The sequence below is a fragment of the Prevotella sp. MA2016 genome, assembly GCF_000619825.1.
In the GTDB taxonomy this organism is placed as follows: Bacteria; Bacteroidota; Bacteroidia; order Bacteroidales; family Bacteroidaceae; genus Prevotella.
In genome coordinates, this window is record NZ_KK211036.1 from 125,339 (window position 1) to 151,793 (window position 26,455).

23 protein-coding genes are annotated in these 26,455 nt (G+C 47.4%); all 23 read right to left on the minus strand.

What is annotated here, in order from left to right; translation table 11 throughout:
• Positions 1-44: 44 nt before the first annotated feature.
• The 23 genes from T360_RS0111220 to T360_RS0111330 all read right to left on the minus strand — a co-directional run bounded on the left by T360_RS0111220 (position 45) and on the right by T360_RS0111330 (position 26,450).
• The gene (locus tag T360_RS0111220; RefSeq protein ID WP_028912868.1) at positions 45-1,142 is read right to left on the minus strand and encodes a site-specific integrase; all 1,098 of its coding nucleotides are present in this window, start codon (positions 1,140-1,142) and stop codon (positions 45-47) included.
• Positions 1,130-1,735 carry a hypothetical protein gene (locus tag T360_RS0111225; RefSeq protein WP_028912869.1) on the minus strand — a complete coding sequence of 202 codons (606 nt, stop codon included), beginning with the start codon at positions 1,733-1,735 and terminating at the stop codon, positions 1,130-1,132. The genes T360_RS0111220 and T360_RS0111225 overlap by 13 nt, the downstream gene beginning before the upstream one ends.
• Positions 1,736-2,011: 276 nt before the next feature.
• Positions 2,012-3,292, minus strand: coding sequence for a tRNA uridine-5-carboxymethylaminomethyl(34) synthesis GTPase MnmE (gene mnmE, locus T360_RS0111230; protein ID WP_028912870.1), 1,281 nt, complete (start codon positions 3,290-3,292; stop codon positions 2,012-2,014).
• Positions 3,293-4,168 carry a nucleoside phosphorylase gene (locus T360_RS0111235; RefSeq protein ID WP_028912871.1) on the minus strand — a complete coding sequence of 292 codons (876 nt, stop codon included), beginning with the start codon at positions 4,166-4,168 and terminating at the stop codon, positions 3,293-3,295.
• Positions 4,169-4,180: 12 nt separating this feature from the next.
• On the minus strand, positions 4,181-5,317 hold the full coding sequence (locus T360_RS15260; protein ID WP_155949523.1) for a hypothetical protein: 1,137 nt from the start codon (positions 5,315-5,317) through the stop codon (positions 4,181-4,183).
• Positions 5,318-5,319: 2 nt separating this feature from the next.
• Positions 5,320-6,084 (minus strand): tRNA 2-thiocytidine biosynthesis TtcA family protein, encoded by a 765-nt coding sequence (locus tag T360_RS0111245; RefSeq protein WP_051523540.1) that lies wholly within the window; start codon positions 6,082-6,084, stop codon positions 5,320-5,322.
• Entirely contained in the window at positions 6,068-8,428 is a 2,361-nt protein-coding gene (locus T360_RS0111250; protein ID WP_028912873.1) for a bifunctional dihydroorotate dehydrogenase B NAD binding subunit/NADPH-dependent glutamate synthase, read from the minus strand. Before T360_RS0111250 ends, T360_RS0111245 begins: the two co-directional genes overlap by 17 nt.
• 21 nt (positions 8,429-8,449) lie before the next feature.
• The gene (serS, locus tag T360_RS0111255; protein ID WP_028912874.1) at positions 8,450-9,769 is read right to left on the minus strand and encodes a serine--tRNA ligase; all 1,320 of its coding nucleotides are present in this window, start codon (positions 9,767-9,769) and stop codon (positions 8,450-8,452) included.
• Positions 9,770-9,935: 166 nt separating this feature from the next.
• Positions 9,936-10,199 carry a 50S ribosomal protein L27 gene (gene rpmA / locus T360_RS0111260; protein ID WP_028912875.1) on the minus strand — a complete coding sequence of 88 codons (264 nt, stop codon included), beginning with the start codon at positions 10,197-10,199 and terminating at the stop codon, positions 9,936-9,938.
• A 21-nt stretch (positions 10,200-10,220) separates the two neighbouring features.
• Positions 10,221-10,538 (minus strand): 50S ribosomal protein L21, encoded by a 318-nt coding sequence (gene rplU / locus T360_RS0111265; protein WP_028912876.1) that lies wholly within the window; start codon positions 10,536-10,538, stop codon positions 10,221-10,223.
• Positions 10,539-10,975: 437 nt separating this feature from the next.
• Positions 10,976-12,757 carry an ATP-dependent RecD-like DNA helicase gene (locus T360_RS0111270; protein WP_028912877.1) on the minus strand — a complete coding sequence of 594 codons (1,782 nt, stop codon included), beginning with the start codon at positions 12,755-12,757 and terminating at the stop codon, positions 10,976-10,978.
• Positions 12,757-15,249, minus strand: coding sequence for a transglycosylase domain-containing protein (locus T360_RS15265; RefSeq protein WP_369793516.1), 2,493 nt, complete (start codon positions 15,247-15,249; stop codon positions 12,757-12,759). Before T360_RS15265 ends, T360_RS0111270 begins: the two co-directional genes overlap by 1 nt.
• On the minus strand, positions 15,230-16,150 hold the full coding sequence (gene miaA, locus T360_RS0111280; RefSeq protein WP_028912878.1) for a tRNA (adenosine(37)-N6)-dimethylallyltransferase MiaA: 921 nt from the start codon (positions 16,148-16,150) through the stop codon (positions 15,230-15,232). The genes T360_RS15265 and miaA overlap by 20 nt, the downstream gene beginning before the upstream one ends.
• Positions 16,137-16,910: an acyl-ACP--UDP-N-acetylglucosamine O-acyltransferase gene (gene lpxA / locus T360_RS0111285; RefSeq protein WP_028912879.1), complete on the minus strand. Its 774-nt coding sequence runs from the start codon at positions 16,908-16,910 to the stop codon at positions 16,137-16,139. The genes miaA and lpxA overlap by 14 nt, the downstream gene beginning before the upstream one ends.
• A 25-nt stretch (positions 16,911-16,935) precedes the next feature.
• Positions 16,936-18,318, minus strand: a complete 1,383-nt coding sequence (locus T360_RS0111290; RefSeq protein ID WP_028912880.1) for a bifunctional UDP-3-O-[3-hydroxymyristoyl] N-acetylglucosamine deacetylase/3-hydroxyacyl-ACP dehydratase — start codon at positions 18,316-18,318, stop codon at positions 16,936-16,938.
• Positions 18,319-18,340: 22 nt separating this feature from the next.
• On the minus strand, positions 18,341-19,384 hold the full coding sequence (lpxD, locus tag T360_RS0111295; RefSeq protein WP_028912881.1) for a UDP-3-O-(3-hydroxymyristoyl)glucosamine N-acyltransferase: 1,044 nt from the start codon (positions 19,382-19,384) through the stop codon (positions 18,341-18,343).
• Positions 19,385-19,423: 39 nt separating this feature from the next.
• The gene (locus tag T360_RS0111300) at positions 19,424-20,650 is read right to left on the minus strand and encodes an HD domain-containing protein (RefSeq protein WP_036929514.1); all 1,227 of its coding nucleotides are present in this window, start codon (positions 20,648-20,650) and stop codon (positions 19,424-19,426) included.
• Entirely contained in the window at positions 20,641-21,495 is an 855-nt protein-coding gene (gene pyrF, locus T360_RS0111305; protein WP_028912883.1) for an orotidine-5'-phosphate decarboxylase, read from the minus strand. Before pyrF ends, T360_RS0111300 begins: the two co-directional genes overlap by 10 nt.
• Positions 21,496-21,526: 31 nt before the next feature.
• A complete protein-coding gene (gene prfA, locus T360_RS0111310) occupies positions 21,527-22,642 on the minus strand; it encodes a peptide chain release factor 1 (RefSeq protein WP_028912884.1) in 1,116 nt (371 codons plus the stop codon).
• Positions 22,643-22,797: 155 nt separating this feature from the next.
• A complete protein-coding gene (locus T360_RS0111315) occupies positions 22,798-23,964 on the minus strand; it encodes an AIR synthase-related protein (protein WP_028912885.1) in 1,167 nt (388 codons plus the stop codon).
• Positions 23,965-24,001: 37 nt separating this feature from the next.
• A complete protein-coding gene (locus T360_RS0111320; protein ID WP_028912886.1) occupies positions 24,002-24,748 on the minus strand; it encodes a shikimate dehydrogenase in 747 nt (248 codons plus the stop codon).
• A gap of 9 nt (positions 24,749-24,757) precedes the next feature.
• A complete protein-coding gene (ubiE, locus tag T360_RS0111325; RefSeq protein ID WP_028912887.1) occupies positions 24,758-25,489 on the minus strand; it encodes a bifunctional demethylmenaquinone methyltransferase/2-methoxy-6-polyprenyl-1,4-benzoquinol methylase UbiE in 732 nt (243 codons plus the stop codon).
• A gap of 4 nt (positions 25,490-25,493) precedes the next feature.
• On the minus strand, positions 25,494-26,450 hold the full coding sequence (locus tag T360_RS0111330; RefSeq protein ID WP_028912888.1) for a phosphoribosylaminoimidazolesuccinocarboxamide synthase: 957 nt from the start codon (positions 26,448-26,450) through the stop codon (positions 25,494-25,496).
• Positions 26,451-26,455 lie beyond the last annotated feature (5 nt).

The window sequence follows — 26,455 nt, forward strand, 5'->3', positions numbered from 1 at the left end:
AGTAAACTAAAATTACCGCCGAATTTATATTGTTCTGAATTGTACTATTCCATTTTCACGATTGCTTCAATCATTTTCTTCGAAGTCATCTTGGCGTAGTTCTGTGTGCTTGACACCTGCCGATGCCCGAGAAGAGCAGCAATGGTGTAAATGTCAACACCTTTGTCCAACAGCTGCATGGCGAATGTGTGCCGGAAACAGTGGAAGGTGATGTGCTTGCGGATTTTTGCCTTGCTAATCCATCGATCAACATGAGTTACAAGAATGCTTTCTGTAATCATGGGGAATATCTTTCCTTCTGATTTCGATTCACCTAACACTCTGATGGCTGGAAGAGACAAGGGCAATTGAATCAAAGTGCCCGTTTTCTTGATACGGAACCTGATATACGCTTTTCTTCCACGGTCATGATGTATATTTTCCCATCTGAGAGCAAGGATGTCACTCCTTCTTAATCCAGTATAGATGGAAAACATGCCAGCCCTGTACACATCTGGATTATCAGCATATGGTGTACTTGCTAACTGCTTGATTTCCGCACTAGAAAGATATTCCTTTGGAATGTCATGGTTCCATTTTATCTTTTCTATGCATGTGGTGTAGTCTTCAGAAAGAATATTGTCCCTATAGGCAAAATGGACAATGCTAAGGAATGCATTGAAATATGCACTTGCAGAGTTCTTGGATAGCTTTTTCTTGGTGTGCTGCAGCCCCTTGGTACGAAGCAGGTAAAGACGGAACCGTTCGCATAGGCTCGCATTGATGTCCCTAAACTTGCATTGTCCCTTACAAAATCTCTCAAAATGAAGTCGGCTGCTTTGATATTTTGCACCATGACAATCACCATTCAATCTGAAATACTCTAAAAAGTCCTCGTCAAGCCTGGCCTTAGCCAAGAAACTGTAGTCGTGACGAACCAGCTGCAGATACCTTTCACATCTAATTGTTTCTGCAATCTCCTCTACGGATCTGTTGTGCTTGAACTGATAGCTATTCTCCGGATTGGTGTATATTTCCAAATTCAAGCATTCGTATCTTATGCTATTGCCCTTGATGTCATGAATAGCAGGATTAAACTCCAGGTAGATGGATTTCATTTTACCCTGTGAAATATTTCTGTACTTTAGAATCACTCGTGACATAATTTACCTCCTTTCTTCACGACGGACAGTATATCTGCCTTATTATAAACCTGGCTTTTATTCAGTCTTTTCACTCTTATCTTATGTAGGGCGGCAAGAGCAAAGATGACTTCCTCATCAATATCGAAGAGTGCGCAGGCTTCTTCAATGATAAGCCAACGCTTCAGTGCTATAGATTCACGTTTCCATGCTTCTTCACAGGCTGACTTGCAGAAACGACGATACATACCAACATAGTATGAAGGAATAGAATTACGTGTCGCAAACTTAAGTAACCAGCATCTGCTCATGCCCGTGTAGCGCATCAGCTCTTTCAAAGAGTAACTGGCATAACCGATAGGGGAGGTTGGTGTGGTTGGAAGAGCCGAGAACCATCTGATGATCTTTATCCATGCTATCACATAGTTCCCATCGTTGTTCTTTTTTGCATCAATGATGCCGTTTGCAATGAGTTTGTTAATGTACTGGCGACTGAATCCAGAGAGATTAGCCGCTTCTCTTACAGAAAGCATCTCATGAGAGATTCTTGCTTTCCATTCTGCGTCCAAACTATCGTATGGATCGTAGAAGTGTTTCTTGTTGTTGTATATCATATTATCAAAACCTGCTTTAGTGCAGGCATGATAATATAATGAAATCGGTGCAATGCAAACATCTACAAAAATCTGCAAATATTAGGTGACAACTACCCTCAAAATGAGTATCGGATATTTGCAGATTTTTACCCCCATTTTTCGTACTTTCTACCGCAGAATGTGATAATTTTTATTTGCAGATTTTTGCAAATAGCTGATAATTAGATAGTTATTGTATTTGTTAAAATACTCTAACAAACCGTTATAACCATCTAGTAATCAATAAGTTACAATCTATTTACCCACGCAGAAGTTTTTGAAGATGTTGCCTAGTACTTCGTTGGGGGTGATTTGGCCGCCGGTGATTTCGGAAAGGGTGTCGAGGGCCTGGCGGAGGTCTTCGCTGAGTAGGTCGCCGCTGAGTTGCATCTCAAGACCGTCGATGACACGCTGGATGTGCTGGTGAGCCCGTACTAGAGCATCGTAGTGGCGGGCATTGGTAACGATAATGTCGGTGTCGGAGGTTTTTGGAGCAGCATCGATAAGTTGCTGTTTCAGGGTGTCGAGACCTATGCCAAATTTGGCTTGGAATGCTTCGGTTTTGTTCTCAATACGGATGACGGTCTGGTCATCGTTCGTTTCAATCTCGGGGTAGGGTACGCCAGGCAAGGTCATGAGCAGGATGATGCGTGCACGCTGAGCAGCAGCCTTTGATCGTTGGATGCCGAGGTTTTCTATTTTATCGTCGGTATGACGGATGCCTGCTGTATCGATGAAGCGGAAGGTGATGCCTCCCAACTGGATAGTATCTTCAATAGCATCGCGAGTAGTACCTTGTATGTCGGAAACGATGGCACGCTCTTCACCTAGAAGAGCATTAAGTAGGGTGCTCTTACCTACGTTTGGGGCGCCAACAATGGCTACGGGAATGCCGTTTTTCAGGGCGTTGCCTGTTTGGAAGGTGCTGGCTAAATGCGTGATGTGATTGTCAATGGTGTTGGTGAGTTCTTTCAACTCGTTACGGTCGGCAAACTCAAGGTCTTCGTGGTCGGAAAAGTCGAGCTCTAGCTCTAACAAAGAGGTGAGCTTCAGCAGTTGTTCGCGCAGTTGTGCCAACTTAGATGAGAAGTGTCCACGCAGTTGGCTCATGGCTATCTGGTGTGTAGCCTTGTTGTTTGAGGCTATCAGGTCGGCAACTGCTTCAGCCTGTGAGAGGTCCATCTTGCCATTGAGATAGGCACGCTGGGTGAACTCACCTGGTCCAGCCTGTCGGCAACCGTTCTCTATGAGGAGGGCAAGTACGCGGTTGAGGATGTAGCTGGATCCGTGACATGATATTTCTGTGCTGTCTTCGCCTGTGTAACTATGTGGTGCTCGGAAGATGCTGACGAGGACTTCGTCGATGATCTCTGAGTCATCTTTGATGTGGCCATAGTGGATGGTGTTGGGTTGGGCATGACGTATGTCCTTGCTAAACACACGAGAAAGAATCTCAAGCGTTTTGGGGCCTGAGATTCTTATGATTCCTATAGCGCCACCTGTGGCTGTGGCGAGTGCACAGATTGTTTCGTTCATTCAAATTCTGTCTAAAACTTTGGTGATAAGTGTATCGATAGAGTTCTTGTACTCTGTGTTCATCTTTTGGGCATAACGGTTGGCAATGACCATACAGCAGGTCATGGCACGATGACCCAACAACGAAGCCATGCCAGCAAGGGCAGAACTCTCCATCTCGAAGTTGCATATCTTCATGCCCTCATACTCGAACGACTCAATTTTCTCGTTTTGGCGTGGGTCTTCGATGTCGGCACGCAAAACGCGTCCCTGTGGACCATAGAATCCACCACATGAAATGGTGTAGCCACGTACCATGTCATCTTGTGCTATCTGTTCGATGAGTTCTTCGTCACCTACTGATACATAAGGTGCTCCCTTGATGGGATTCCACTGCATGTGCTCGCGGAAAGCACGTTCCATCTCGGTATCACATACCACATTGCGCCCTGCATAATAGTTGAGTAAGCCATCAAAACCGATACTCTTCACAGAGGCTACGAAACAACCGGTAGGGGTGTTGGGCTGCAGACCGCCGCAGGTGCCGATGCGCACCATCGTGAGTGTGCGATGCTCATCCTTTTCCTCACGGGTGTTATAATCGATGTTGGCAAGAGTATCTAGCTCATTTACTACGATGTCGATATTGTCGCATCCTATGCCGTGACTCTGTACGGTGATACGTTTACCTTTATACGTACCAGTGATGGTGTGAAACTCGCGACTGCTAACCTCACACTCCTTTGAGTTGAAGTGGGCGGCAACGGTATCTACACGGGCAGGATCGCCCACTAATATTACTTTATCTGCCAGTTGCTCTGGCTTGAGATGCAGATGGAAACATGAACCATCGGCATTAATAATCAATTCTGATTCCGGAAATGTTTTCTTGTTCATAGACTTAGTATATTAATTGTTTTTACCATTTATTTCGGCATTACGCGCTGCTTTGTCAAGCTGCTTTGAACTAGCGTTTAGCTGTAGCGCCTCGTCTTCGAGTTGCAGTATCTCGCTCTTAATCTGGTTGCGCTCTGCGGCACCAGCCTTGCGATACTTCTGTCGAAGCATATTTAAAGTTGTGTTTACTTTGTCGAGTTCATTCTGCACTCTTAATAGTCGCTGATATAGCGACTGAGCCTCTTTAGAGTGGAATTTTATAGATGATGCCTCTCTGTTGGTGCCATCTTCCTTTCTATTCCTTTCTACGTCAGCGTATTTTGATTTGATTCTGTCGAGTGCAGCCTGACGTTCTACACCATCTGCCCATGTGTCGGCAATGCTACTGATATCTGCCAGATGGCGTATCTGTTCTTCGGTGTATAGTGAACTGTCGTATGTCTTACGTGTATCTGACGGCACAAATATATAGATACAAACCATTCCTTCAGGCTGACGGCGATCGGTTGCGAAGTAGCCTATACGGTTTGTTTCGTCGATAGCATACATATAGTCGTTGGCTTCAGAGTTGAAAGGCATACCTATGTTTTCGGGTTTCAGGAAACTGCCGCTGCGTGAGTCATAACGTGTCACGAATATATCATAGCCACCAATACTCTCTTCGCCTTTACCTGCGAAATAGAAGGTGACACCATCTGACAGCATGAAGGGGTAGGAAGTCTCGTTGAGGCCTTCGCTGATGCCAATCAGTCTTTGCGGACGACTCCACTCATTTCCCAGTTTGTCTGATGTAAAGAGTTGTTGCAGACTATCTTCTGGTTGACTGAAGTAAACCTTGTTGCCCATTTCATTAATGTAAAGGCAACCTTCTTTCTGGTTCTTAAAGAAACTGCTGGTAGGCATGAGTCTGCCTGATTCTGACGACAGACGGATAGAAGCTAAAAACTGCTCTTTACTAGTTACGATACTGTCGATGATGAGAATTTGCTGGGTCATCTCGCGCATATTGGTGATGCGTGGGTCTTCCTGTGGTTCTTCAATCACGGGTACAGGTTTTGCTTTTGGAGCAACACGTTTACGTTTCTGTGCTACCATCGGTAGTGCTAACAGTACGCTCAGAGCTAGTATCGTAATTCTAATCAGTTTCATAATTATTCTTCTATCAGTTTGTTGTCCGCGTTAAGCGCATTCCAAATGCTGTAGCGAGCTTCTGGGTTCATGCGCTCTATTGCATTGTAGAGTTCTTTTATTTCTGTTCGATGCGAGTTGCTTTCGTAGGGGCATAGCTTTTTCTGCTTCTGATACTCCTGCAACTCGGCATAGGCTTTGATGTCTTTCTCTTCCATCATGCAGAGTGGCCGAATGATTGCTAGTGGCATTTTGCGCATCTGTAAAAAGGCAGGCATCGTGTCAAATCGGCCCTGAAACGAGAGGTTCATGAGTGCTGTGTGCAACAGGTCGTCCTGATGATGGCCTAGTGCTATCTTATTGTAGCCGAGCTCCTGTGCCAGGTTGAACATCACTTTGCGGCGGTTCCATGAACATAGGAAACAGGGTGTCTTCTGTCGGCGGGCGTCCTTGCTATTATCAGCTCCTATCTCGAATCGCGTTGTTTGTACGTGGAGTTTTACACCAAGATTGTCGCAAAAATCTTGCAGATAGCTAGTATCGGTCTCGTAATGGATGTTTTCCATCCTCACGTGCAGTGCTGCAACTTCGAAGCGTGGATGATGAATTCTGGCTCGCTTGGCCAGCATTTCCAGCAATAGCAGCGAATCCTTACCACCTGAGAGACCGACGAGGATGCGATCATCATCATCTATCAGATGATAAGTAGCCATCGCCTTGACAAATCGCTCATTGAGACGATGCCACAGGCGATGGCTCTCTTTATCTTGATTAAGCTTCTTCTCCACGCAGATGCTTATCCATGTTCAATGCGGCACGACGACCGTCGCCCATAGCAAGGATGACGGTAGCACCACCACGCACAATGTCGCCACCAGCGAAGATTTCGCTGCGAGAAGACTGCATCTCCTCTGAAACGGCGATGGTGTTCTTGCGACCTAACTCAAGACCTTCGATACTCTTTGGTACCAATGGATTAGGTGATACACCAACAGCTACAATCACTTGATCAACGTCGAGGGTGACAGTTTTTCCTTCAACTGGAACAGGACTGCGACGACCAGATGCATCGGGCTCGCCCAGCTCCATCACCTGCAGCACGGCTTGCTTTACAGCACCCTGCTCGTCGGCAATGTATTCGATGGGGTTATGAAGGGTGAGGAACTTGATGCCCTCTTCCTTAGCATGCTTCACCTCTTCCAGTCGGGCTGGCATCTCAACCTCAGAGCGGCGATATACCAGTGTAACATCGGCACCCAGACGCTTGGCTGTACGACAAGAGTCCATAGCAGTGTTTCCACCACCTACCACGAGTACACTCTTGGCAGGATTCAGTGGAGTGTCGGTCTTGGGGTTGGCTGCATCCATCAGGTTTACACGTGTCAAGTATTCGTTTGACGACATGATATTGATGCTGTTTTCACCAGGAATATTCATGAAGTTAGGCAGACCTGCACCAGAGCCAACGAAGATGCCCTTGAATCCTTGAGCCTCAAGTTGCTCTACGCTGATGGTCTTACCAACAATCACGTCAGTTTGGAAGTGTACGCCCATCTTGGCAAGATTCTCGATTTCTACATCAACAATCTTGTTGGGAAGGCGGAACTCTGGAATACCATACTTCAGCACACCACCAATCTCATGGAGTGCCTCGAACACGTAAACATCATAACCTTTCTTGACCATATCGCCAGCAAACGATAATCCGGCAGGACCAGAACCTACGACGGCAATCTTTATGCCGTTGGCAGGTGCAATCTCAGGCAGACTGATATTGCCGCTCTCTCGCTCGTAATCGGCTGCGAAACGCTCCAGATAGCCAATGGCTACAGGCTTTGAGTTCATCTTCAGGTGGATACACTTGCTTTCGCACTGTTTTTCCTGAGGACAAACACGACCGCAAACGGCTGGGAGGGCAGAGGTGTTCTTGAGTACCTTTGCTGCAGCCAGGAACTGTCCGCGCTCGATGTTCTTGACGAACGATGGAATGTTGATGTTGACAGGGCAACCTTCTACGCAACTTGGCTTAGCACAGTCTAAGCAGCGCTTGGCTTCGGTCATTGCCATCTCCTTAGTGAGGCCGATATTTACCTCCTCGGTACGTGTGGTGGCACGATAAACAGGATCGAGCTCTGGCATTACCACACGCTCAATCTGAGTGCGCTCCTTAGGTTTCATGCTCTGCTGAAGTTCCTTACGCCAAGCAGCATTGCGGTCGGTCAGCACGTCGATGGTGTCGTTGGTTGGATCGGCATCCATTACCACGTCAGTAGTTTTGGTTTCAACCTTCTCTTCTGCGTTGATGCTGTCAAGATGCTCCTCGTAGTGGGCCAACTCTTCCTGCTCTTCGCGTTTGAAGGTTCCCATGCGCTTGAACATCTCGTCCCAATCCACAAGAGCACCGTCGAACTCTGGACCGTCGATACATACAAACTTTGTTTTTCCACCAATGGTGAGTCGGCAAGCACCACACATACCTGTTCCATCTACCATAATGGTGTTGAGTGATACCTCACAAGGAATGTTGTGCTTCTGAGCGGTCAGGTTTGAGAACTTCATCATGATAGGAGGGCCGATGGCAAAGATTTTATCGACATGCTCCTGTTCTACGAATTTTTCGATACCGACGGTCACTACGCCTTTTTCGCCATAGCTGCCGTCGTCGGTCATAATGATTACCTCGTCAGAACTTTCGCGTACCTTGTCTTCAAGGATAATAAGGTCTTTAGAGCGACCTGCCATGACTGAGAGAACGCGGTTTCCTGCTGCTTTAAGCGCCTGGATGATGGGCAGCATAGGTGCTACGCCCAATCCGCCACCTGCGCAAACAACGGTACCGTAGTTCTCAATTTTGGTGGGGTTTCCTAACGGACCAACCACGTCGGTCACATAGTCGCCCACGTTAAGGGCACAGAGTTTTTTAGATGAGAGTCCCACCATCTGTACTACCAGTGTGATGGTTCCCTTGTCAATGTCTGCGCCAGCGATGGTCAGCGGCATGCGCTCACCTTTCTTGCCTACGCGCACGATTACGAAGTTGCCTGCTTTGCGGCTTTTCGCAATCAGTGGAGCTTCAATCTCGAAGAGGAAAACCTTCTCTGAGAATTGCTCTTTTCTAACGATTTTGTTCATAAGTATTTATTCAGTTGTTGACTAATCGATGATGTCGCAACCCATATAGGGCACGAGCGCTGCAGGAATCTTGATGCCATTCTCTGTCTGGTTGTTTTCCAACAGGGCGGCAACGATTCTTGGCAGGGCCAGAGCAGAGCCGTTCAGTGTGTGGCAGAGCTCGGTCTTTTTTGTTTCGCTATTGCGATAGCGGCACTTCAAGCGGTTGGCTTGATAGGTGTCGAAGTTAGATACGCTTGATACTTCGAGCCAGCGTCCTTGAGCTTCTGAGTAAACCTCAAAGTCGTAGCAGATGGCGCTTGTAAAGCTCTGGTCGCCACCACACAGCAACAGAATACGGTAGGGCAGTTCAAGCTTCTGCAGCAGGCCTTCTACGTGAGCCAGCATCTCTTTGTGACTCTCCTTTGAGTGCTCGGGCTTGTCGATGCGTACAATCTCAATCTTAGAGAATTCGTGTAGGCGGTTCAAACCGCGAACGTCCTTTCCATATGAGCCAGCCTCACGACGGAAGCACTCTGTATAAGCGCAGTTCTTGATAGGCAGGTCTTTCTCGTCGAGAATCACGTCGCGATAGATGTTGGTTACAGGAACCTCAGCTGTTGGGATGAGATAGAAATCATCAACCTCACAGTGGTACATCTGACCTTCCTTATCAGGCAGCTGACCTGTACCATAACCAGATGCAGCATTTACTACTGTTGGTGGCATAATTTCTGTATATCCGCTCTTACGGGCTTCGTCGAGGAAGAAGTTGATAAGGGCACGCTGCAAGCGGGCACCTTTGCCGATATATACAGGGAATCCAGCACCGGTAATCTTTACACCCAGGTCAAAGTCGATGAGGTTGTATTTCTTAGCCAGTTCCCAGTGGGGCAGGGGATTGGCGATGCCAAGTGATGGGTTCACGTCCCAGTTTCCCACGGTGTCATTGGCAGTACACTCCTTGAGGTTACTCTTTACCACGTGGTTATCCTCGGCAGCGCGACCTTCGGGCACCTCGTCGTATGGGATGTTTGGAATCTGGCACAGCAGGGTAGTCATCTCTTCCTGAGCCTTAGCCATAGCCTCGTCCATTTCCTTTGATTTCTCTTTAAGCTGAGCCACCTGAGTCTTTACCTGCTCGGCCTCGTCTTTCTTGCCTTCCTTCATCAGTCGGCCAATCTGACCAGAGAGCTGTTTCTGCTCGTTCAGACATTTGTCCAGCTCCTGCTGGGCCTCACGGCGACGCTTGTCGATAGCTAAAACGTTGTCGATAGCCTCTTTGGCACCAGTAAAGTGTTTTTTCTCCAATCCGCGAATTACGCGTTCTGTTTCCTCATTGATGAGTTTTAGTGTTAACATCTTAAATACGTATTAATTTGTTTATATTCTTTTTCTAAGGCGCAAAGGTACAAATATTAAGTTAAATAGCCAAGAAAAACAACTTAAAAATGCAGAAATCCCGCTACTCCTTGCGGAGTGCGGGAATCTGTTGTTTGTTTGGAATAAGTGTTTTCTTTTAATTTACTTAGGCTTCAGCGTTTGGAATAACTGATACAACGCTCTTGTTGTACTTGCCTTTGTGGAAGTTAACGGTTCCGTCTACGAGAGCGTAGAGGGTGTCGTCCTTACCGATGGCAACGTTGTTACCAGGGTTGTGCTTTGTGCCACGCTGGCGAACGATGATGTTACCAGCAATACACTGCTGACCGCCGAAGATCTTAATGCCAAGTCGCTGAGCTGCGCTCTCACGACCGTTCTTAGAACTACCTACACCTTTTTTATGTGCCATAATGTTGTTCCTCCTACGTTTTTAAGCGATTACCGACTTGATTACTACTTCTGTGAACTGCTCACGATGACCGTTGCGACTACGAGAGTCCTTACGACGCTTCATCTTGAAAACGATGACCTTGTCACCCTTTACGAGTGGGTTCACTACTTCACACACTACTTTGGCTCCATCAACGGTTGGAGCACCTACCTTCACTGCACCGTCAGCATCTACGAGCAGTACCTTGTCAAATTCAACAGTCTTGCCTGCCTCTACATCCTTGATGTGGTGCACGAAGAGCTTCTTGCCCTCCTCAGCCTTGAACTGCTGACCCTGAATTTCTACAATTGCGTACATTTTGCTTTTACTTTGTATTTAGGGGTTTTTCCGCGAGGCGGCATACGTTCGTACACACTTAACTCTGCCCCAACGGACTCTAACGGGGTGCAAAGGTACATATTTTTATTGAACTATGATTTTAAAACTTAGAACTTTGAGTGATATTTATGAAAGTTTAACAGTTTAGTTATAGGCAAAAAATAAAGCGATGACTTTCGCAAGCGATCGCTCCATATCTTCAATAGGTATTAGCTTTCTAAGGTAAAAAGATTGTTTTCAGGATAACGGTTGCAAAGGTAAGACTTTTTTTGGAAACTCACAAATTTTTTCGCGTTTTTTTTTGATGAATCGCCTCTGTGTGCCTACACAAGATATTGTTTTAAACAAAATTAACAAAATTTGATGTGTAAACGATTGTATTTCGTTGTTATTTTTGTGTTTTAAATAACATTAAATTATTGGGCTGTTTTCTGTAGTTTTTTCAGTCGGCGCTGAGCGTCGCCGGCATCGGGATAAAGTTCGAGTGCCTTTTGATAATTACGAATGGCTGCTTCGGGCATGTGCTCATGTTCACACTCACGTCCTAAGATGGTGTATTCGGCTGCAAGGCGTTTCAGCATTTCGCGTTTTGCCTCCAGTTCGTTTTTCAGCAGCGCCACCTCTGCTTCATGGTCAGCCTTCATGCGTTCCATCTCGCGTTTCTGCTTGTTGATAATCTCCAGTTTATGGCGTATATAGCGGCGTATATGCGGCTTTTCGATATCGTAACGCAGATGGATGGCCTTGAAGAATGAGTCGAGGAACGATTTGAAATCGCCTCGGTCAAAGGCATTTACGGCATCGTGATACTCGCGATCGGCCTTACCTTCCTGCAGGGCTTGGTTAATGATTTGCTGGTTGTTGTATTGATGGGCAAACCTTACTACCTCGGCGCGTACAAAGATATCACTGGGGCGTAATGGCTCCTTCAGTGTGATGCCTTCAAGCGATGTACAGCGCGAGAGGGCCACATATGTTTGGCCGCCAGCAAAGGCGCCGCCACCACCAAAGTCGATTGAGATTTGTGAGAATGTCAGTCCCTGACTCTTATGTACGGTTATAGCCCATGCTAGGCGCAAGGGAAACTGGGTATAGGTGCCCAGCAGTTCCTCCTCAATCTTCTGTTCCTTTTCGTTAAAGGTGTAGCGCATGTTCTCCCAGATATCGCGCTCAACGTCGAACTCTTCGTGTTCTTCTGTCATGACACCAATCACACCGCTTTCCTCGTCGATATATTCGATCGTGCCCAGTGTGCCGTTCACCCAGCGTTTCTCTTTGTCGTTTTTGATAAAGATGATTTGTGCACCTGGTTTCAGATGCAATTCCATGGGGGTAGGGAGCGAACTCTCAGGGAAATTGCCTTTAATTTCGCCCTTAAACATACTTGTTTCTCCTTCCAATGCGTTCAGCTGCTGGTCGTTGATGAAATCTACTGTATCGCGGCGGGCAGCAAGGGTGATAGAGAGTTGTTGGGTGTCTAGAGATGAGTGTTGAGTGTTTGGGGAGACTACGCGACTATTTAGGGATTGCAAATCTGTATGTGTGGCGGTGTTGTTGCGGATGCGATCCAGAATGGCGATGAATTTATCATCCGTTTGGCGATATACCTTGCGGAGCTCAATCGACACGATAGGCATGGTTTGCCACACTTTAGCATTGAAGAAGTAGGCTGAAGGATAGAAGGGCTGCAGCAGTTGGCGGTCGTCATCCTTCAGTACAGGTTCCAGCTGGTAGATGTCGCCCACCAGTAGTAGCTGTTTACCTCCAAATGGTTCGGGCGTACGCGTGTACGCGCGTAATACCTTATCTATAAAGTCGATGATATCAGCGCGCACCATCGATATCTCGTCGATGATGATCAGTTCTACCTCGCGTATCAGTTTGCACTGGGCGCTGTTGTATTTCAGTGTTTTCTTAAGGTGTTTCCAGTCGTACTGCACATCGTTGGGCAATAGCGGGTGGAAGGGGAGTTTAAAAAAGCTGTGCAGTGTAGAGCCGCCAGCATTGATAGCAGCAATGCCTGTAGGTGCCAGTATCACGTGCTTTTTCTTGGTGTTTTTCGTAACGTATCGAAGAAAGGTAGATTTACCAGTGCCCGCCTTTCCTGTTAGGAAAAGCGAGCGCCGTGTATAGTTTATGATTTGGAGAGCGTCTTGCCACTCTTTGTTGTCCAAATCAAGTTGCTGTTCTGTTTGCATTAATCTTTCTTCTCGGTAGCTTCACCGTTATTGTTGGGTGTTGGTGTCTGTGTGGCATTCTCATTGCTGCCTTCAGCATTGTTCAGATTGCCTTCACCTTTCACCTCAATCAGTTCTGTGCCATCTACCATCGTCAAAGAATCAGTACCGATAGAATCTGAGTCAGAAGGCATGGCCAGATATCCTCCACAGCCATACATGGCAGGTGTGAGCGATGGGTCTTTAGGCTCCTTGAACTTAGCGTGATATTTCTTGAATGTCGGATCCTTAAGCAGACTGCCTAAGAAGTAACCGCAGATAGGTAGTGCAGTGCGGTTACCCTGTCCAAGCATACCTGAACGGAAGTGTATGCAACGATACTCGCCACCAACCCAAGCTCCGCAAACCAGGTTAGGTGTAGTGCCGATGAACCATGCGTCAGAGTGGTTGTTGGATGTACCTGTCTTACCACCAAAATCAGTATCAGTAATATCATAGCCTACAAATCCTCTCAGACGTGAACTTGTACCGCTCATACCACCCATCAGCAACTGCTGAACCAGGAAGGCACTACGATATGGTATAGCCTGATTGCCATCTGTGGGTGCCTCGTAAATCACGTTTCCATCGCGATCTTCAATTCTGCTCACTAATACAGGGTCATGCTGTACGCCATCATTACATGGTGTGCAGTAGGCACTTACCATTTCCAGCAGGTTTACATCGCTCGAACCGAGAGCCAGGGCTGGAGTAGCATCAAGTCTGCTCTTGATTCCCATATCGTGGGCAGTCTTAACAATATTGTCGATACCACATTCCTGTCCCAATCTAACGGCTACAGAGTTGATACTCATGGCAAAAGCCTGTTTCAGGGTGATGAGTGAATTAGAGAATCGACCATCGGCATTAGTAGGTGCCCAAGTCACCTCTTGTCCGTGGTCCATTACCTTCATCGAGAAATACTCGTCCTTGCGGGTATCGCAAGGTGTTATGCCTTGGTTCATAGCCTCAGTATATACAAACAACTTAAAGGTAGATCCAGGTTGGCGCATGGCTGTAACCTTGTCGTACTTCCATGTTTTGAAGTCAACGTCGCCCACCCAAGCCTTAACATGTCCAGTCTGAGGCTCTATGGCTACAAATCCGCAATGCATGAAGCGCTCCATGTATCGGATAGAGTCGAGTGTAGATATTTCTTTTTCGATATAGCCGTTCTCGTAGTCGAACAGCTTTACTTTATGTGGCAAGTTCAGATAGTAATCGATAGAATCCTGATTGCCTTCGAATTTTCTGTCAAGAACCTTATAATAAGGTGTCTTTTTTGCCAGATCCTCTATGAAGTGTGGAATCTCAACGTGGCGTTCGTCCTGCCATGGGTTAGTAGATCCCCAGTGAGCGTTGAATGACTTCTGCACCTGTTTCATCTGCTTTACGGCTGCTTCTTCAGCATACTTCTGCATACGGGTGTCGAGTGTTGTGTAGATCTTCAAGCCCTCAGTGTAGTAAGCGTATTTCTTAGTCTCGCCATAATAATTGGCGCACCAGTTTTTCATAAAGTCGGCCACAGCCTCACGGAAGTAGTTTGCCTCACCGTCGTAGGCGTTCTCCACACTGTAGTCCAGTTTAATCTCCAACTGCTTCAGTGAGTCGCACTCCTGTTTGGTCAGATCACCATGCTTTTGCATCAGGTCGAGTACGATGTTTCGGCGCTTCAGAGAGTTGTTTGGATTGATAAGTGGGTTGTAATAGGTGGTAGCTTTCAGCATGCCCACCAGTATAGCAGCATTCTCGGTTGTCAGTTCCTTAGGCGAGCAACCAAAGTATGTTTTGCAGGCCGTCTTGATGCCAAATGCGTTAGAACCGAAGTCAACGGTATTGGCATACTGCGTGAGAATCTCATTTTTAGTGAAGAAGAACTCCAGTTTATATGCAGTAATCCACTCCTTGCTCTTCAGGATGAGCATCTTGATGCCTGGGATGTTGCCAAGCAGTCCTGTGGAATATTCAGAACGAGTACGGAATAAGTTCTTTGCCAATTGCTGGGTGATGGTAGATGCACCACGTGCATCATGATGCAGCGCATAGTCTTTCAGTGCAGCAACAAAAGCCTGGTAGTCGATACCATGGTGGCTGTAGAATCGTTCGTCTTCAGTGTCGATAAGTGCTTTCCAGAATGCAGGATTCACGTCATCGTAGCCTACAGGTGTACGGTTTTCGCTGAAAAATTTACCTATCTGCTTGCCGTCGGCACTATATATCATTGATGCCTCGGCAGGGCGTTTGTTCTTGATGGTTGACATAGATGGCGATTTGCCGAACAACCACAGGAAGTTCATGTCAACAGCTCCTAGATAAAGGAAGAAAGCTACTATTAGTGAAGCGATGGTAACGAGTGTTTTGATATACCACGCGCGTCCCTGATACAATCCTTTATACCAAGGCCAGAGGCCCATTATTTTCTGCTGTGCCGCATTCAGCCAGCCTAAGCATTTGTTAATTGTCTCGTTGCTCATAGTCTTGAGATATGTAACTGTAAATTTGTTCTATTTCGTCGGGGTGAAACCACTTTATTTGCTCGTCCTTCTTATACCACGTCAGTTGCTTTCTGGCATATCGTCGTGTGTTGCCTTTAATGCGTTCTACAGCTTCTTCTAGTGTCCATGTTCCGTCCAGATAGGCAAACATCTCTTTGTATCCCACTGTGTTCAGTGCGTTCATTTGTCGCATTGGGTATAAGCTTCGTGCCTCTTCCAGCAGTCCGTCGGCCATCATCTGGTCAACTCTATCGTTGATACGATTGTAAAGTTCCTCGCGATTGCGGTTTAGTCCTATTTTCACTATACGGAATGGGCGTTGCTTCTTTTCGCGCTTGCGGAAAGATGTATAAGTCTTGCCGGTCATCAAGCAAATCTCTAATCCGTGTACCACGCGTCGCGGGTTCTTCTTATCTACTATCTCGTAGTATTCTGGATCCAGCTTCCGAAGTTCTTCCACCAGGCTCTCTAACCCTTCATTGGCTAGTCTGGCTTTCAGTGTTTCTCGCGTCTGGTCATCAATGGTAGGAATGTCATCAATGCCATTGCACACGGCATCAATATACATCATACTTCCACCTGTAAGCAGAGCGTAGTCGTGTTTACTAAACTCCTGATTGAGAATCTCTAAAACCTGTTGTTCAAAGAGCGATGCACTATAGTAATCGTGCAGCGAGAGCATTCCCACAAAATAGTGGGGTGCTCGTCGCAGTTGTTCGTCGGTAGGACAAGCCGTACCAATCTTCAGTTCCTTATATATCTGCCTTGAGTCGGCATTTATGATGGGGATGCCAAAGTGTTGGGCGATATCGAGGCATAAGGCTGTCTTGCCTACTGCCGTTGGCCCAGTGACAACAATTAGCGTCTTAGCGGATGACACCTCTTTTTGAGTTTTCAATAAACGAACAGATGTATTCAACCTCTTTGCTATCAGGATATTTTGCACGTGCCTCGGCTACGCCTTCTTTCATCACACCCTTAGAGTAGATGATGCGATAAGCGTCGTGTATGGCCTCGATAGTCTCATTAGAGAAACCGCGACGACGCAGTCCAATCAGGTTTACACCAGCATAACGGATAGGCTCCTTACCTGCGATAACGTATGGAGGAATGTCCTGGCTGGTACGGCTACCACCCTGGAACATAATGTATCCACCTACATGCAGGAACTGATGGAACAGACAGCAGGCTGATATGATGGCGTTGTCGTCAACAATCACTTCACCTGCAAACTTAGTTGAGTTGCCGATGATGCAGCCATTACCGATTTCGCAGTCGTGGCCGATATGCATATTCTCCATCAGGAGGTTGCCGTTGCCCACAGTGGTCTTGCCTTTAGAGGCAGTGCCGCGACTAATGGTAACATTCTCACGGATAGAGTTGTTGTCACCAATCTCGCAGGTGGTCTCTTCGCCTACAAACTTCAGATCCTGAGGCTTGGTAGAGATAGACGCTCCGGGGAATATCTCATTGTTATTACCCAGACGTGTGCCAAAATGCAATGTAACGCTGTTGTACAGCTTGTTGTTGTCGCCGATTACCACGTTCTTGTCAATCACGCAGAAAGGGCCAATAATATTGTTGTCGCCCAGTTTTGCTTCGGGATCAACAACAGCTAATGGATGTATTTGGTTTGCCATTTTCAATTCTTTAATTATTCAACTCTTACTTATTTTTTACGATTTGAGCAGTGAATGTAGCTTCAGACACCACATGATCGCCTACGAATACATAACCCTTCATCGATGATATGCCATGACGAACAGGGGCCAGCAGTTCTACCTTAAAGAGGAGGGTGTCGCCAGGGACTACCTTCTGACGGAACTTCACGTCGTCTATCTTCATAAAATAGGTGCTCCAGCGCTCGGGTTCTTCGAGTGTGTTCAGTACCAGCAGTCCGCCGCACTGTGCCATAGCCTCAATTTGCAGTACACCAGGCATTACTGGCTCCTGTGGGAAGTGGCCCTGGAAGAAAGGCTCGTTGGCTGTGATATTCTTTACACCAACGATGGTGGTAGCGCCAAGTTCGATTACCTTATCAACCAGCTGCATGGGGTAGCGGTGGGGCAGCAACTCGCGAATGCGGTTCACATCCATCACTGGCTCCTCGTTTGGATCGTAGATAGGTGCCTGGATTTCGTGCTTGCGAATCTCCTTGCGCATCATGCGGGCAAACTTGTTGTTGATGGTATGACCAGGGCGTGTGGCAATGATGCGACCCTTGATGGGCTTGCCGATAAGTGCCATATCGCCGATGATGTCCAGCAGCTTGTGGCGTGTGCACTCGTTCTCCCACTGCAGTGGTTTGTGCTGGATATAGCCCAAGTCTGTGGCATCGCGATGCTCTACATGAAGCATGTCGGCCAGCATGTCGAGGCGCTCCTGAGTGGTCTGGCGCTCATAGATAACGATAGCGTTGTCCAGGTCGCCACCCTTGATCAGGTTGGCCTGTAGCAGAGGCTCGATATCGCGCACGAAAACGAAGGTACGTGCGCTAGCTATCTCTGTTGGATATTTGGTTGGATCATCGAGTGTTGCAAACTGAGAGTTGATAAACTTACTCTCAAACGAACACATGGCTGTAATCGTAAATGCGTCGTCGGGCAGGATGGTAATGCATGAGCCCGTCTGCTCGTCTTTGATTTCTATTTTCTTGCGGATGACGTAATAGTCTTTTGGGGCATTCTGCTCCTCAATACCAATCTCCTGAATCTTGTTCACATAGAGGATGGCAGAACCATCGAGAATAGGAAACTCAGGTCCATTTACTTGTATCAGACAGTTGTCGATGCCTAAAGCATAGAGGGCAGAGAGACCGTGCTCTACGGTTGATACTCTTGCCTCGCCTTTGCCTAGTACAGTGCCACGCTGAGTGTCGATAACATTCTCGGCGATAGCGTCGATAATAGGCTGGCCTTCCAGATCAATACGCTGAATCTTGTAACCTGTATTCTCAGGTGCGGGGTTGAAAGTAACGGTCAGGTTCAAACCTGTATGCAGTCCTTTTCCAAACAGAGAGAAACTGCCTTTCAAAGTTTTCTGTTTCATTGATTCTCTTTATTTCGAATTTTTATTTTTCAATTTTGGCCTTCAACTCATCGAGCTCACGCTGAAGGGCTGCTACCTGGCGATACATATCAGGCAACTTGGCGTCGATAGCTCTGGCTTTGAAGTACATCTTTGGGTTTACTGCAGGCGAACCAATGAGCTGCTCGCCATTACCCTTGGTATTGCTGATGACACCACACTGGGCACCCACGAAGGTCTTGTCGGCCACCTGAATATGACCGGCAAATCCAGCCTGTCCACCAACCATACACCATGCTCCAATCTTTGTTGAGCCTGCCAATCCAACCTGAGCACTCATCACGGTGTTCTCGCCGATTTCGCAGTTGTGAGCCACCTGAATCAGGTTGTCCAGCTTCACACCCTTATGAATGGTAGTCTGGCCCATGGTAGAGCGGTCGATACAGGTATTGGCACCAATCTCTACGTTGTCCTCGATTACCACGATGCCAATCTGTGGAATCTTGTCGTAGCCCTCAGTGTTAGGTGCAAATCCGAATCCATCTGCTCCAATCACACTTCCTGCATGTATTGTCACGTTATTTCCAATCTGGCATCCCTGATAGATGGTTACGTGGGGATAGAACAAGCATTTCTCGCCAACTTTTACGCCGTCGCCAATCACAGTGTGAGGATAAATCTGGCTGCCATCGCCGATGATAGCTCCATCGCCAATCACGGCAAAAGCGCCGATATAAACGTTCTCACCAACCTTGGCTTTAGGTGAGATAGATGCCAATGGATCGATACCAGTTTTGGCGGGTTTCATTGACTCGTAGAACTGCAGCAACTTGGCCACGCACTCATACGCATTTTTTACGCGAATCAGCGTGCAACTTACTGGTTTCTCGAGCTCTACGTCTTCGTTAATAAGAACTACACTCGATTTGGTGTCGTAAATGTAATGTGTATATTTGGGGTTCGAGAGGAACGAAATAGCTCCTTCAGTGCCCTCTTCAATTTTTGCGAAAGTGCGGACGGCTGCGTTCTCATTGCCTTCCACTCTTCCCTGAATCAATTCTGCAATCTGTTTGGCTGTAAACTCCATATTTTTGCAATTTTTTTATTTAATAACGTGCAAAGATAACTATTTTTCTTCAAATCTTTGATAACAAAGATAATATTTTCGTATTTTTTTTGAAAGTAACTGAACATTTAGCAGTTCAGATGCTTCAGAAATATCCTTTATTTCGCCATTTTTGTAAAGTATTTGTATCTTGTCATCATCCACATTGTACATGTCTTTTTGGATGGTGTTCAAGCTCATCATGTAGTGGGCATCCTCGATGGGGATATCCAACTGTTTGGCGATGTTTTGCTGCAGCTCTTTCAAACGTTCGTCTGAAGGTTTCTCCTCCAGCACTTCAACCTTGAAGATATGGCGGTCTAGCATGTCGGTAGCTAGTGTAGCCAGTATCTTGTCGGGATGGTGTTTCCAAGCTTTCATGGCGCTCCAGATATCGCTATCGTCCAGTTCGCTGTAGTATTGCAGCGTTTCTGGATGGGTAGCAAACCATTCGGCATTGATGTCGTTCTCCAGGAAGTAGAGTAGGGCAGGCGAGGCAAACACCTGTTGCTTCTGCCTAATCAGTTCCTTGGCGCGCTTCAGCATGTTTATCAGCACCTTTTCGTAGGCCACGCAGGTGCGGTGCAGATACACCTGCCAATACATCAGTCGGCGTGTAGTCAGATAGTTCTCCAGCGAGTAGATGCCCTTTTGCTCAACTACCAGCGAGTCATCAACCACATTGAGCATTTTGATGATGCGTGCGCTGCCTATATTACCTTCTGTCACGCCCGTATAGAATGAGTCGCGTCGCAGATAGTCTAGGCGGTCCATGTCAAGCTGGCTTGAAATCAGCTGGTGCAGGAAGTTCTTGGGATAGTCGCCTTTAAAGATGCTGATGGCCAGATTCAATTGTCCGTTCATCGAGCGGTTGATCTCCTCCATCATCATCAGTGAGATATCTTCGTGACTGATGCCACTGATCAGCGTATTCTCGAGCACGTGTGAGAATGGTCCATGGCCGATATCATGCATCAGGATGGCTGCCTGTACAGCTTCAGCTTCTGAGTCGAAGATAAACTGCCCTTTCTGTTGCAGGTTCTGTATAGCTTCGCTCATCAGGTGGAAAGCGCCCAGCGAATGCTGGAATCTGGTGTGCCTAGCCCCTGGATACACCACAGAGGCCAACCCCAACTGATTGATGCGGTTCAGCCTCTGGAAAAGCGGGTGCTCTACTATTCCGTAGAGCATGCCGCGTGGTATTTTTATAAACCCGAAAACGGGGTCATTGATGATTTTTACGTCCATGGGAGTAATGATGCCATCTGCTCTTGCAGCTCTTTGGCTTTCTGGCCAGCCACCTCGGCAAAGTCCTTCTCGTTTGAAGCGTAGATGATGCCGCGGCTTGAGTTAACAAGCAGTCCGCAGTCCTTGGTCATACCATACTTGCAAACCTCCTCCAGACTACCGCCTTGTGCACCAACGCCAGGTACCAGCAGGAAGTGGTTAGGAGCCAGCTTGCGGATGTCTTCAAACATCTGTCCCTGAGTGGCGCCAACTACGTACATCATGTTCTCGTCGTTGCCCCATTCCTGACTCTTCTTCAACACCTTCTCAAACAGGCGCTCGCCGTTCTCATCCTTCATCAACTGGAAGTCGTTACTACCCTTATTGCTGGTAAGAGCCAGCAGTACCACCCATTTGCCGTCATAACCCAGGAATGGTGTCACACTGTCTTCGCCCATGTAAGGCGCAACGGTCAGCGCATCTACATCGTACTGCTCAAAGAAAGTCTTGGCATACATTTTCGATGTGTTACCGATATCACCGCGCTTGGCGTCAGCGATGATCAGGTGGTTGGGATAGTTCTCCTGCAGATACTCGATAATGCCCTCGAAAGCAGCCATACCCTCAATGCCGTAAGCCTCGTAGAAGGCCAGGTTGGGTTTGTAGGCCACGCAGTAGGGAGCAGTAGCATCAATAATGCGGGTGCTAAACTCAAACAGCATGCCGAAGGTCATCTCCTCTTCTTCATACTCTTTCTTTACAATCTCCTTCAGACCTTTGGGCATCTTGTCCAGGTCTGTGTCCAGTCCCACGCACAGAAAGCTCTTCTTCTCGCGAATCTGTTCAATCAGTTCTTTTCTGGTCATTGTCAATTATCAATTATTAATTGTCAATTATTTAAAGTTCGTTCTCTTTCATACGCTCGGCATTCTCAGCTACAGTCAGCGCATCAATCATGGCCTGTATATCGCCACCGAGGAATCCCTGCAAGTCGTGTGTGGTATAGCCGATGCGATGATCGGTTACACGTCCCTGTGGGAAGTTGTAGGTACGAATCTTGGCACTTCGGTCACCTGTAGAAACCAGACTCTTACGACGGTTGGCGATGTCGTCAACATACTTCTGATGCTCCTTGTCGTAGATGAATGTGTAGAGTCGGCTCAGAGCGCGCTCCTTATTCTTAGGCTGGTCGCGGGTCTCGGTACACTCAATCAGGATTTCCTCTGTCTCGCCCGTGTTAGGGTTCTTCCACATATAGCGCAAACGTACACCTGATTCCACCTTATTCACGTTCTGACCACCGGCACCACTCGAGCGGAATGTATCCCACTTGATTTCACCTTCGTTCACGTGTACCTCAAACTTATCTGCCTCAGGCAGCACGGCTACAGTAGCAGCACTTGTCTGCATGCGTCCGTTCGACTCTGTCACTGGCACGCGCTGTACGCGGTGCACACCGCTCTCGTACTTCAGTGTGCCATATACGTCGGCACCAGAAACAGAGAAGTCGATCTCCTTAAAGCCACCTACAGCGCCCTCTGATACGTAGGTGATAGCTACTTGCCAACCTTTCGACTCGCAGAAGTTCTTGTACATCTTAAACAAGTCGCCGGCAAATAGGGCAGCCTCGTCGCCACCTGTTCCAGCGCGGATCTCCATCTCCACGTTCTTTGCGTCTTCAGGATCCTTTGGAATCAGTGCAATCTTAATTTCCTCTTCCAACTGAGGTTGCAGTTCCTCGTTGATAGCCAGTTCCTCGCGGGCCATCTCTTTCATCTCTGGGTCACTCTCGTTGGCCAGGATATCTTTTGCCTCTTTAATGCCATTCAGGCAGGCAATATAGCGTTTGCGAGCGTCCATGATGTCGCCCAGATCTTTGTATTCTTTTGTGAGTTTCACGAAACGCTGCTGGTCGGCTATCACGCTTGGGTCGGTAATCAGTGTTGATACCTCCTCGAAACGGGCCTCCAGGCCGTCCAGTTTTTGTAGAATGCTATTACTTGTATCTGCCATATTTATTATATATATTATTTTGGGCGGCAAAGTTACGAAAAAAAACTGATACTTGCAATTATTCCATGCTTTTTTTGCTTTTTTGGACAAAACAGCGGAGGCGCCACCATGTGTTGGGGCGCCTCCGCTTTGTATTGATGGATTCTGATTTTGAATTACTCGTAATCGAATGTACCAAACTCACTCTTGATGGTGAGGCTCTTCTTTCCTTCTTCGATATGACCTACTATCTGTGCATCGATGTTAAATGATTTCGAAATCTCGATAACCTTCTCGGCAACCTCTGGGCGCACATAGATCTCCATGCGATGACCCATGTTGAACACCTGGTACATCTCTTTCCAGTTAGTGCCTGAACATTCGTGAATGGCATGGAAGAGAGGAGGAACGGGGAACATGTTGTCCTTGATGACGCGGCAGTTGTCGCTCACGAAATGGAGCACTTTGGTCTGGGCACCACCTGTACAGTGAACCATACCATGAATTTCTGGACGCAACTCGTCAAGCAACTTCTTAATGACAGGCGCATAAGTGCGTGTGGGCGAAAGAACCAACTGACCAGCATTGACGGGTGAGCCCTCTACGCTGTCGGTAAGTTTATATTTTCCGCTGTAAACAAGTTCGTCGGGTACAGCGTGATCAAAGCTCTCGGGATAGTTTTCGGCCAGATATTTTGCAAACACATCGTGGCGGGCTGAGGTGAGTCCGTTAGAACCCATACCGCCATTGTAGCGCTTCTCATATGTTGCCTGACCTGTTGATGACAATCCAACGATAACGTCGCCTGGACGGATGTTAGCGTTGTCGATAACGTCAGAACGTTTCATACGACAAGTTACGGTGCTATCTACGATGATGGTGCGAACCAAGTCGCCTACATCAGCAGTTTCTCCACCGGTGGGGTAGATGCCTATACCCATCTCGCGGAGTTCGGCCAGCAGTTCGTCGGTGCCATTGATGACGGCTGAGATAACCTCGCCAGGAATGAGCATTTTGTTTCGGCCGATGGTGCTTGAAACAAGGATGTTGTCAACAGCACCAACGCAGAGCAGATCGTCGGTATTCATTACGATGGCATCCTGGGCAATACCTTTCCATACAGACAGGTCGCCAGTCTCCTTCCAATACATGTAGGCGAGGGCCGACTTAGTGCCAGCGCCATCGGCATGCATGATGTTGCAATACTCTGGGTCTCCCCCTAAGATGTCGGGTATAATCTTGCAGAAAGCCTGCGGGAATATTCCTTTGTCAATGTTTTTAATAGCGTTGTGTACATCCTCTTTAGCGGCCGAAACACCACGCATCATATAACGGTTGTCCATATTACTCAATTATCAATTGTCAATTATCAATTTTGTATCATTTCTCGTGCCAGAACTCCCATGAAGCAAAAGCCTGCAGCAGAAGCATCTCAAGTCCGTTCTTAACCTCTGCACCATACTTAGCACCCTTGCGCATGAACAGCGTTTGGTCGGGGTTGTAGATAAGGTCGTAGAGGATGGTGTGCGAGTCCATGGCCTCATAAGGCAGGTCAGGGCACTCGTCGGTTTTTGGATACATTCCAAGTGGCGTACAGTTCACGATGACATTGTACTCCTTGATAACCTCTGGGGTGATAGAGCTATACTGTATCGTGTTAGGGCGCTCGTAGCGACTCACAAATACAGGTTCAAGGCCCAGTGATTTCAGTCCGAAATTGATGGCTTTCGATGCGCCACCAGTACCAAGGATGAGTGCTTTCTTGTGCCATTTGGGGTCGATCATGCTCTCGATGCTCTGTGTGAAACCAATCACGTCGCTGTTATAACCTTTGAGCAGCGTCTTGTTCTTCTCATGGACCACACGGATCACATTGACAGCGCCGATGGCTCTAGCCTCAGGTGAGATGCTGTCGAGGAAAGGAATCACCTTCTCTTTATAAGGGATGGTGACGTTGAGACCTTTAAGGTTGGGATTGCGATCGATAATCTCTGGCAGATCGTCGATAGTGGGAATTTCAAAATTCTCGTACCTGGCATTAATGCCTTCATCAGCAAACTTCTGGTTGAAGTAGCTAATGGAGAACGAATGTCCCAATGGGTAACCGATAAGTCCGTACTTGTCCATTTCTTTTGATTATTTTGTTGCGAAATACATCGTGCAAATGCCGAAGGTAAGTCTACGGAACGACGCTTCAGCAAATCCGGCTTTCTTCAGGATAGAGACCATGCGTTCGCCTTGTGGAAAGGCTTCGATGGTCTTGGTGAGATAAGAGTAGGCGCTTGTATCGCGTGATATCAGGCGACCGTAGATAGGTAGCACCGTATGAGAGTAGATGCGGAACAACTGCTTCATGGGGAACTTGACCGGCGTGGTAAGTTCTACGATGCTCAGGTGGCCACCAGGCTTCAGTACGCGGTACATCTCGCGAAGGCCAGCATCAAGGTCGGCAAAGTTTCTGATACCGAAAGCTGCAGTCACTGCGTCGAAGGTGTTGTTATCATAAGATAAGTGCAGGCAGTCTTCTTTCTCGAATGTCACGATATGGTTTAGTCCGAGAGCCTTCACCTTCTGTCGGCCTATTTCCATCATGCCTTCACTGATGTCGGCACCAACCAAGCGAGTGGGCTGTAGCATCTGTGCGGCAAGGATGGCAAAATCGCCTGTGCCGGTAGCAATATCGAGCAGCGACTGAGGTTTGTATGGCGCCAGCGCTTTGATGGCCTTTCGGCGCCACCCCTTGTCGATATCCCACGACAGGCGATGATTAAGCTTGTCGTAGGTAGGGGCGATGTTATCAAACATCTGCTCCACTTGCTGTGCTTTCTCACCGTCGCCGTATGGTTTTATCTGCTCCTGCTCGTACATATGTTTAGCGGCTTTTAAAGGCGTTGAGCCAAGTGCTTACATTCTTCTCGATGCGCTGTGCAATGTCTTCATTACTGCTCTCGCGCTCAAACTTCTCGCCAACGATATGCTCGTAGAGTTCGATATAGCGGTCGCTAACGCTCTCTGCGTACTCGTCAGTAATCTCGGGCATGGTCTGTCCGGGTTCGTTCATGAAGTTGTGCTCAATGAGCCACTGGCGTACAAACTCTTTTGAGAGCTGGCGCTGAGGTTCGCCCTTAGCCAGTTTCTCCTCATAGCCGTCAGCATAGAAGTATCGGCTTGAGTCGGGAGTGTGGATCTCGTCGATAAGGTAAACCTTACCATCGCGCTTACCAAACTCGTATTTTGTGTCAACAAGGATAAGTCCGCGTTTAGCGGCAATTTCCTGTCCGCGAGCAAAAATCTTGCGGGTATAGTCTTCCATGATAGCGTAGTCCTCGGCCGATACAATACCCTGGGCAATGATTTCCTCCTTTGAGATGTTCATGTCATGTCCCTCGTCGGCCTTTGTTGTTGGTGTGATGATAGGCTCTGGGAAACGCTCGTTTTCCTTCATGCCGTCAGGCAGTTTTACGCCACACAGTTCGCGGCAACCATTTTTGTACTCACGCCAAGCTGAACCAGTAAGGATGGAGCGGATAATCATCTCAACGCGGAATCCTTCGCATTTCAGTCCTACTGTTACCATTGGGTCGGGAGTAGCAAGTTTCCAGTTGGGGCAGATGTCGGTAGTGGCATCAAGAAACTTAGCTGCAATCTGGTTGAGCACCTGTCCTTTGAAGGGGATACCTTTTGGCAGAACAACGTCGAATGCTGAGATACGATCAGTGGCAACCATTACCATCAGATCATCGTTGATGTTGTAAACGTCGCGTACTTTTCCGTGATATACGCTCTTTTGTCCTTCGAACTTAAAGTCCGTTTTTGTTAATGCTTTCATTTTTA